This window comes from Brachybacterium sp., from assembly GCF_036379615.1.
Classification (GTDB): Bacteria; Actinomycetota; Actinomycetes; order Actinomycetales; family Dermabacteraceae; genus Brachybacterium.
Genome location: NZ_DASVGJ010000017.1, coordinates 1 through 8,415, shown reverse-complemented (window position 1 = coordinate 8,415; position 8,415 = coordinate 1). Strand labels below are relative to the sequence as shown.

At 71.0% G+C, this 8,415-nt stretch carries 8 protein-coding genes; 6 read left to right on the top strand and 2 right to left on the bottom strand.

What is annotated here, in order from left to right; genetic code table 11:
- Positions 1–111 precede the first annotated feature (111 nt).
- A complete protein-coding gene (locus VF289_RS03725) occupies positions 112–657 on the bottom strand; it encodes a DUF3093 domain-containing protein (protein ID WP_330881211.1) in 546 nt (181 codons plus the stop codon).
- Between the two features lie 120 nt (positions 658–777).
- On the opposite strand from VF289_RS03725, the gene dut reads away from it, so the two are divergent.
- The 5 genes from dut to acnA all read left to right on the top strand — a co-directional run bounded on the left by dut (position 778) and on the right by acnA (position 7,564).
- Complete coding sequence (gene dut, locus VF289_RS03720; protein ID WP_330881209.1) at positions 778–1,347, top strand: dUTP diphosphatase; 570 nt, start codon at positions 778–780, stop codon at positions 1,345–1,347.
- Complete coding sequence (locus VF289_RS03715) at positions 1,344–2,177, top strand: DUF3710 domain-containing protein (protein ID WP_330881207.1); 834 nt, start codon at positions 1,344–1,346, stop codon at positions 2,175–2,177. The genes dut and VF289_RS03715 overlap by 4 nt, the downstream gene beginning before the upstream one ends.
- Positions 2,174–2,989, top strand: a complete 816-nt coding sequence (locus VF289_RS03710; RefSeq protein ID WP_330881205.1) for a DUF3159 domain-containing protein — start codon at positions 2,174–2,176, stop codon at positions 2,987–2,989. The genes VF289_RS03715 and VF289_RS03710 overlap by 4 nt, the downstream gene beginning before the upstream one ends.
- Positions 2,990–3,157: 168 nt before the next feature.
- Positions 3,158–4,459: a class I SAM-dependent RNA methyltransferase gene (locus VF289_RS03705; protein ID WP_330881203.1), complete on the top strand. Its 1,302-nt coding sequence runs from the start codon at positions 3,158–3,160 to the stop codon at positions 4,457–4,459.
- A 312-nt stretch (positions 4,460–4,771) separates the two neighbouring features.
- Entirely contained in the window at positions 4,772–7,564 is a 2,793-nt protein-coding gene (gene acnA, locus VF289_RS03700; protein WP_330881201.1) for an aconitate hydratase AcnA, read from the top strand.
- A gap of 245 nt (positions 7,565–7,809) precedes the next feature.
- Here acnA and VF289_RS03695 read toward each other — a convergent pair whose 3' ends face one another.
- On the bottom strand, positions 7,810–7,893 hold the full coding sequence (locus tag VF289_RS03695) for a hypothetical protein (protein WP_330881213.1): 84 nt from the start codon (positions 7,891–7,893) through the stop codon (positions 7,810–7,812).
- Between the two features lie 332 nt (positions 7,894–8,225).
- Between VF289_RS03695 and VF289_RS03690 the strand changes: the two genes are divergently transcribed.
- On the top strand, positions 8,226–8,415 hold a 190-nt coding region (locus VF289_RS03690), incomplete at its 3' end, for a hypothetical protein (RefSeq protein ID WP_330881199.1).

Here is an 8,415-nt window from a genome sequence, read left to right as displayed (position 1 = left end):
ATCGGGGGCGGCGCCGCTGCGCTGTCCGAGGGTGTACGAGCTGGGCGGTACGTGGCTCCGTGCACGGGCCGCTCTCCGCGAGCCGCTCGTGCTGCGGAGCGGGAGGCGCCCTCAGTCCTGCGAACGTGCCTGCAGGCGCTGGGCCGTGCGCAGCGCCAGGACGAGGTCGTCGGGACGACGGGTGGAGGCGACCCACGCGGTGGCGGGATCGTCGTCGTCCAGCACCTCGACCCGCATGCCGGTCGTGGTCCAGCCCCGCACGCAGTGGTGGGCGAGCGGCTCGAAGTCCTGACCGATGGTGCGGGCCCAGACCTCGCCGGAGAGGGCGGTCGGCTCTCCGAGGTGCTGCACCTCGATCCGTGCGCGCCCCAGCCGGAACCAGCCGTCGGCCACCTCGACCACGGGGGAGTACATCACCACCAGAACCAGCAGGGCGAGGATCGAGACCACGCCGACGACGATCGCGACGGTGAGGTGCAGCGGGATCAGGATCAGTCCCAGGGCGGCGCCCACCCCGACTGCCGCGATCCAGAACCCCGGTCCGGCCAGGACACGCTCGTGGAAGAGCGCGGCGCCCTCCCCGGGGGCGTCCGCGGGAACCGGGAGCGGGGCGGCCGAGGAGGCGGGGTCGAGGGCATGTTCGGAGGCTGCGGGCATGCCGCCATCGTCTCACGCACCGCCTGGGGGCATGATCCGGCACGGGACGGCTCCCGTGCGCACCCGGGATGCTCCGAGGGTGCTGGAAGCGCCGACGCGCGGAGCACTTACCCTGGGGCCATGCCTGTCGAACCAGCTGACACCCGGACGGGTGCCGAGAACCCGACCCCGGCCGCCGAGGCATCGCCCTCCGGCGCCCCCACCGAGCACATGCCCTCCCTGCGGATCCGCCGCGCGCCGGCCGTTCCCATGCCGCGGCGTGCGCACCCCGATGACGCCGGCCTGGACCTCGCCAGCGCGGAGGAGCTCGTGATCCCCGCGGGAGGTCGGGCCCTGGTGGACACCGGGCTCGCCCTCGCGCTCCCCCCCGGCACGGTGGGGATGGTCTGCCCGCGCTCCGGCCTCGCCGCACGCCACGGCATCACCGTGCTCAACGGTCCCGGTATCGTGGACGCGGGCTATCGAGGGCCGATCAAGGTCGCCCTGCACAACACGGACCCTCTGGAGCCTTTCGCCCTGCAGGTCGGGGACCGCATCGCCCAGCTCGTGGTGGTGCCCTTCCTCGCCCCGCAGCTGGTCGAGGTCGAGGATCTCGACGAGACAGCACGCGCCGGTGCCGGCTTCGGCTCGAGCGGCGGATTCGGTGCCGCTCCCGCCCCGACGGGCGCCGACCAGAACACGGAGGGATGACCATGGGACTGTTCTCCCGCAGGAAGTCACGCGAGGTCGAGGAGATCGACGGCCTCGACGCGCTCGACGAGCTCGAGCCCGAGCGGGACGCGGGTGATGCAGCGGACGACGCGAACGCGGAGCCCGATGCAGACGCCGGCGCAGACGCCGATGCAGAGGGCGCCGTGGCCGCGGAGCAGTCCGCCGCCGAGGAGGGCACGGCAGAGGTCCCCGTGCGCGGCGAGCACCTCGAGGACGGCCCCTACGACGAGCACGACGCGCCCGAGGAGGACCGCATCGATCTGGGTGGTCTGCAGATCCCCACGGTCGACGGCATGGAGCTGAGGATGGAGGTCGACCAGCGCAGCAGTGCCGTGACCGGCGCGAACCTGGTCCTCGGAGGCTCCTCGCTGCAGATCCAGGCTTTCGCGGCGCCGAAGTCGCGCGGCCTGTGGGAGGACGTGCGCGGCTCGCTGCGCGACTCCGTGGTCAAGCAGGGCGGCACGGCCGAGACCCGACCCGGAGTCTTCGGCACGGAGCTGATCACTCGGCTGCCGATCAAGCGCACCGATGGGCGCACCGGGTACCGCCCGGCGAGGTTCATCGGCATCGACGGACGACGGTGGTTCCTCCGCGCGATCCTCACGGGCAAGGCCCTGGGCGATCCCGAGCAGTCCCGCAGCTTCGAGACCCTCATCTCCCGCCTGGTGGTGGTGCGGGGCAGCGAGGCGATGGCACCGCAGGAGCTGATCCCGCTGCACCTCCCCGGCGAGCGCGCCGGGCTGAGCCAGATCCGCTCCGGCCCGCTGGATCCGCTCGCGCGGGGCCCCGAGATCACCGAGATCGGATGAGCCCCTCAGCTGATCGCCCTGTCCCGCCCCGGCACCGGGCGTCGACCGCGCACGCGGACGGGGCGGCGACCGAGCAGGCCCCAGCGACGCCCGATCAGGCCCGCGAGGCAGGGGCCGAGAGCCCGGAGACTTCGGCAGCGACCCCGGCACCGAGCCAGGGCCCGGGCCCCGAGGGCGAGCGTTCCGGAGGGCTCGGCGCCATCCTCCAGGAGGAGGAGTTCTCGGTCGCCGAGGCCATCGGCGGGCCCCGCGGCATCATCGAATCGGTGCTGCCCACCCTGCTGTTCGTGGTGCTCTTCGTCTCCACGCGTTCGGTGATGATCGCCGCGGTGAGCGCGACCGTCGTGGTCCTCGCGCTCCTGATCGCACGGCTCGTGCAGCGTCAGAGCGTCGGCACGGTCCTCGGCGGGCTGATCGCCGCCGCGCTCGGTGCGGTGCTCGCGATCCGCTCGGGGGAGGGGACGGACTTCTACTGGCCCGGCATCGCCACCAATGCGGTCGCCCTGCTGGTGCTGCTGGTCTCGCTCCTGCTCCGTCGCCCGCTCGTGGGACTGATGGTGGGTCTGCTGGATCCGCGGGTGAAGGACTGGGCGGAGGATCCCGATGCCCGACGGGTCTACACCCGGGCCACGCTCCTGTTCGTGGGGCTCTACGCCGCCAAGCTCGCCGTGCAGCTCCCGCTGCTGCTGACCGGTCAGGTGGCCGCGCTGGGCGCCGCCAAGATCGCCATGGGGCTGCCGGCCTTCGCGATCATCGCCTACCTGGTGTGGCTGATGCATCGAGGTCTGCTCGCCCGTCGCGAGCGCGACTGAGCCCCCGTCGGGCGCCGTGCGCGAGGTGCGTCCACTGGATGAGACAATGTCCCCGACGGCCTCGTGAGCTCTCGCGCGGCCGGGTCCCCTTCCGATTGAGCAGCCACGGTCCGTGTCGCCCCGACCCGGACGGGAAGTGAGTGTCCGATGAGTCCGGATGCCGAACGAGTGTCGAGCGCTCCCGCCCTCGGCGACCGCCTCCTCACCCTGACCGTCGGCCCGCCCGCGGCCGGCGGCACCTTCGTGGCCCGTCATGAGGGCCGCGTCGTGTTCGTGCGCGGCACCACCTCGGGTGAGACCGTCACCGCACGGCTGCTCGAGGACCCGCAGGAGAAGGCGGAGGCGCGCTTCTGGCGGGCCGAGGCGCTGGACGTCCTCGAGGCCGGAGTGGACCGGGTCCCCTCGGTCTGGGAGGAGGCCGGGGTCGACGGCGTGGGCGGCGCGGAATGGGCTCACATCGCCCTGCCGGCCCAGCGGCGGATCGCCAGCGAGGTGATGCAGGAGCTGCTGCGCCGCGCTGGGGTGACGTCCTTCCCGATCGAGCAGGTGCAGGTCGAGCCCGCACCGCATGACGCCGAGGGGCTGGGGTGGCGCACGCGCGTGCGCTACGCCGTCGACGCCGAGGGACGCGTCGGGATGCGCGGCTGGCGCTCCCACGAGGTCCGTCCGGTGGGGGAGGATCCGCTGTCCGCCCGGGCCGTCCGCGCACTGCGCCTGGGGGAGTTGACGGCACCCGAGGGGACCGAGGCGATCGACGCCGTGGCGCCCTCGGCGGGCCCCGCCTCCGTGGTGCTGATCGGCCGTGACCTGGACCCTGAGAGCGTGCAGATCCCGGAGGCATGGGGGGACGCCGACGTCGCCGTGCGCACCGCGCGCGGGATCGTTCCGCTGCGAGGCGAGGGCACCGTCCATGAGCGGGTGGGGGAGCGGCTGTTCACCGTCAGCGCCACCGGCTTCTGGCAGTCCCACCGTCGCGCCGCCGAACTGCTCACCGAGGTCGTCACGGGCACGCTGCGCGCCCCTCGGGGCGGCAGCGCCTGGGACCTCTACGGAGGGGTCGGCCTCTTCTCGGCGGTCGCCGCCGAGCAGGTCGGCCAGGACGGGGCGGTCGTCTCGGTGGAGGGGAACCGACGGGCCTCCCAGCTCGCTGCCGAGAACCTCGCGGACCTGCCCCAGGTCTCCACCGCGACCGCCGACGTCACCGACTGGGTCCGTGCGCGACGCGGCGGCGTGGACACGGTCGTCCTGGACCCGCCGCGCAGCGGTGCGGGCACCGAGCTGATGGGCCTGCTGGCCCAGGCGGTGCGCCAGAGGATCGTGTACGTCTCCTGCGAGCCCTCCACCCTCGCCAGGGACCTCGCCGCGATCGAGAAGCAGGGATGGCGGATCTCCGATCTGCGCGCCTTCGATCTCTTCCCGCACACCCATCACATCGAGTCCGTGGCGGTGCTGGAGCGCGCGACGAGCTGAGCCCGGGCCTCGCTGCCGGTGCCGGGCGTCGCGACGGGCGCGAGCCCGTGCGGCGGGCGTGGCAGCTCGCGACGGGCGCGGGCCTTTGCGCCGACGGGCGACACGTCCCTGCAAGCTGACGAGGTGTCATGATCTGCGCCTCGAACGTGGTACTATTTATCTTGACTTCAAGATACCTGCCGGCTTCGCCCGGCCGACCCCCGCCTCGACCTGCACGGACGTCGATCCGACGCGAGGTGCGCATTCGTCCGCCCTCGGTGGCCGACGCGCCTACGATGGAGGGGTCAACCTCTCACCAAAGGAGTTCGCCCGATGAGCACTGTCGACTCATTCTCCGCGAAACAGGATCTCACCGTCGGTGGGACCGACTACGAGATCTTCGCCCTCGACGCCGTGGACGGCGCCGACAAGCTTCCCTACAGCCTCAAGATCCTGCTGGAGAACCTGCTGCGCACCGAGGACGGTGCGAACATCACCGCCGACCACGTGCGTGCGCTGGCGGGCTGGGAGCCCACGGCCGATCCCTCGGTCGAGATCCAGTTCACCCCGGCCCGCGTGATCATGCAGGACTTCACCGGTGTGCCCTGTGTCGTCGACCTCGCCACCATGCGCGAGGCGATGCAGGAGCTCGGCGGAGATCCCGAGAAGATCAACCCGCTCGCCCCCGCCGAGATGGTCATCGACCACTCCGTCATGATCGACGTGGCCGGTCGCCTGGACGCGCTCGAGAAGAACATGGAGCTCGAGTACGAGCGCAACCGTGAGCGCTACCAGTTCCTGCGCTGGGGCCAGACCGCGTTCGACGACTTCAAGGTCGTCCCCCCGGGCACCGGCATCGTCCACCAGGTCAACATCGAGTACCTGGCCCGCACCGTCATGACCCGTGAGGTCTCGGTCGACGGCGCCGCGCCCGTCCTGCGCGCCTACCCGGACTCCTGCGTCGGCACCGACTCGCACACCACCATGGTCAACGGCCTGGGCGTGCTCGGCTGGGGCGTCGGCGGCATCGAGGCCGAAGCAGCCATGCTCGGCCAGCCTGTCTCGATGCTCATTCCGCGCGTCGTCGGCTTCAAGCTGAGCGGCTCCATCCCCACGGCCGCCACCGCGACCGACGTCGTGCTCACCATCACCGAGATGCTCCGCCAGCACGGGGCCGTCGGCAAGTTCGTCGAGTTCTACGGCGAGGGCGTCACCCAGGTCCCGCTCGCGAACCGCGCCACCATCGGCAACATGAGCCCCGAGTTCGGCTCCACCTGCGCGATCTTCCCGATCGACGAGGTCACCGTCGACTACATGCGCCTCACCGGCCGCTCCGAGGAGCAGCTGGCGCTGGTCGAGGCCTACGCCAAGCGCCAGGGCCTGTGGCACGACCCCTCGAAGGAGGCCGCCTACTCGGAGTACCTCGAGCTGGACCTCTCCACCGTGGTGCCCTCGATCGCCGGCCCGAAGCGTCCCCAGGACCGCATCGTGCTCACCGAGGCCAAGGAATCCTTCCGCGAGGTGCTGCCCTCCTACGCCACCGGCGAGCAGGTCCCCGGCAATGGAGACGGCTCGTTCCCGGCGTCGGACCCCTCCACCCCCGACTCCGACAACGAGTCCGGCGGCGCCGAGCCCGTGCACCAGCACGTCACCGGCCGGGCCTCGAACCCGGTCCAGGTCAAGGGCGAGGACTTCTCGATCGACCACGGCATCGTGTCGATCGCCTCGATCACCTCCTGCACCAACACCTCGAACCCCTCGGTGATGATGGCCGCGGGCCTGCTCGCCCAGAACGCGGTGGACAAGGGCCTCGTCGCCAAGCCGTGGGTGAAGACCTCCATGGCCCCCGGTTCGCAGGTCGTCACGAACTACTACACCAAGGCCGGTCTGTGGCCTGCCCTGGAGTCGCTCGGCTTCCACCTGGTCGGCTACGGCTGCACCACCTGCATCGGCAACTCCGGCCCGCTGGATCCGGAGATCTCCGAGGCCATCGCCGAGAAGGACCTCGCCGTCACCGCAGTGCTCTCGGGCAACCGCAACTTCGAGGGCCGCATCAACCCCGACGTGAAGATGAACTACCTGGCCTCCCCGCCGCTGGTCATCGCCTACGCGCTCGCGGGCACGATGGACTTCGACTTCGAGAACGATCCGCTCGGTCAGGACAAGGACGGCGGGGACGTCTTCCTGCGCGACATCTGGCCCAACCCCACCGAGGTGGAGAAGGTCATCTCGGAGTCCATCTCCCAGGAGATGTTCACCGAGGACTACAAGGACGTCTTCACCGGAGACGAGCGCTGGCGGAACCTGGACACCCCCGAGGGCGCGACCTTCGAGTGGGACTCCGAGTCCACCTACGTGCGCAAGCCCCCGTACTTCGAGGGCATGGCCGCGACGCCGGAGCCCGTCTCCGACGTCTCCGGCGCCCGGGTGCTGGTCAAGGTCGGCGACTCGACCACCACCGACCACATCTCGCCCGCCGGTGCGATCAAGCTCGACTCCCCGGCAGGTCGTTACCTGCAGGAGCACGGCGTCGCTCGCAAGGACTTCAACTCCTACGGCTCGCGTCGCGGCAATCACGAGGTGATGATCCGCGGCACCTTCGCGAACATCCGCATCCGCAACCAGCTGCTCGACGGCGTCGAGGGCGGCTACACGAAGAACTTCCTGACCGGTGAGCAGGAGTTCATCTACGACGCGGCGCAGGGCTACGCGGAGCAGGACATCCCGCTGGTGGTCCTGGCGGGCAAGGAGTACGGGACCGGCTCCTCGCGCGACTGGGCGGCCAAGGGCACCAAGCTCCTCGGCGTCCAGGTCGTCATCGCGGAGAGCTTCGAGCGCATCCACCGCTCGAACCTGATCGGCATGGGCGTGCTGCCGCTGCAGTTCCCGGAGGGCCAGAACGCCGAGTCCCTCGGACTCGACGGCACGGAGACCTTCTCGTTCACCGGGGTCACCGCCCTGAACGACGGGTCCATCCCCAAGACGGTCCAGGTCGTCGCCGAGACGGCGGACGGCTCGAAGGTGGAGTTCGACGCTCCGCTGCGCATCGACACCCCCGGCGAGGCGGAGTACTTCCGCAACGGCGGCATCCTGCAGTACGTGCTGCGGTCGCTGGTCGCAGCCTGAGCCGATCGGCTCGGACACGAGCCGAACTGGCAGCCGGCACGCCCCCGCGTGCCTGATGTCAGGCCTCACCAGCGCGCCCCGTCAGGCTTCGGCCTGGCGGGGCGCGCTGGTCTTTGCGCCGACGGATGCTCGCACGTGAGCGGCAGGAAGCGGCTCCAGCGGGGGCGTGCGCACCCTGCGTCAGCACCGTCCGTCCACGTCCGGACGGACGAGCTATCGGATCTCCCCGTCTGGCGGAACCGGCCCTAGGCGGGCGGTCGAGCGATGCCGTGGCGGTGCGCCCGCACCGCGACCTGGACGCGGTCGCGCAGAGCGAGCTTCGTGAGCACGCGTCCGACATGCGTCGTGACGGTGGCTTCGGACAGATGCACGTGCCGGCGATCTCCAGGTTGCTGAGGCCGTCGGCGTGCACCAGCTCGTCCGCGTCGAAGGTGGTCAGCACGATCACACGTGCAGCCGGATGGGCCGCGTGGATCCGCCGCGCGCAGGATTCCGAGGCGCGAGTCGCCGGCGGCGACGATCAGCCAGAGGGTGTGGCGACGGAGCTCCCGCGGGTCTCGGCCGATCCAGGGCGGACATCTCGCTCCTGCACATGCTTGACATCGAGTGCACTTGAAGAAGTGGACTTCCTCCCATGACGACGACGAGTTCTCCCTCTTCAGTGTCCGCGGACGACGACCAGCCGGCAGCAGGTGCCGACGTCTCCGCTGCCCTGCGCCGTGTGGTGGAGGATGTCCAACGCGGCTTCACCGAGAACGATGCGGACCTCCTCGTGCGTCACATCGCGCCGGATGCGGTGATCGTGAACGCGCTCGGAGCGGTGCTCCGTGGGCGAGCGGCCGTCGAGGCCG

Coding starts and splice junctions, on each gene's coding strand:
- VF289_RS03725 (WP_330881211.1), bottom strand. CDS start 657: ATGCCCGCAGCCTCCGAACATGCCCTCGACCCCGCCTCCTCGGCCGCC.
- dut (WP_330881209.1), top strand. CDS start 778: ATGCCTGTCGAACCAGCTGACACCCGGACGGGTGCCGAGAACCCGACC.
- VF289_RS03715 (WP_330881207.1), top strand. CDS start 1,344: ATGACCATGGGACTGTTCTCCCGCAGGAAGTCACGCGAGGTCGAGGAG.
- VF289_RS03710 (WP_330881205.1), top strand. CDS start 2,174: ATGAGCCCCTCAGCTGATCGCCCTGTCCCGCCCCGGCACCGGGCGTCG.
- acnA (WP_330881201.1), top strand. CDS start 4,772: ATGAGCACTGTCGACTCATTCTCCGCGAAACAGGATCTCACCGTCGGT.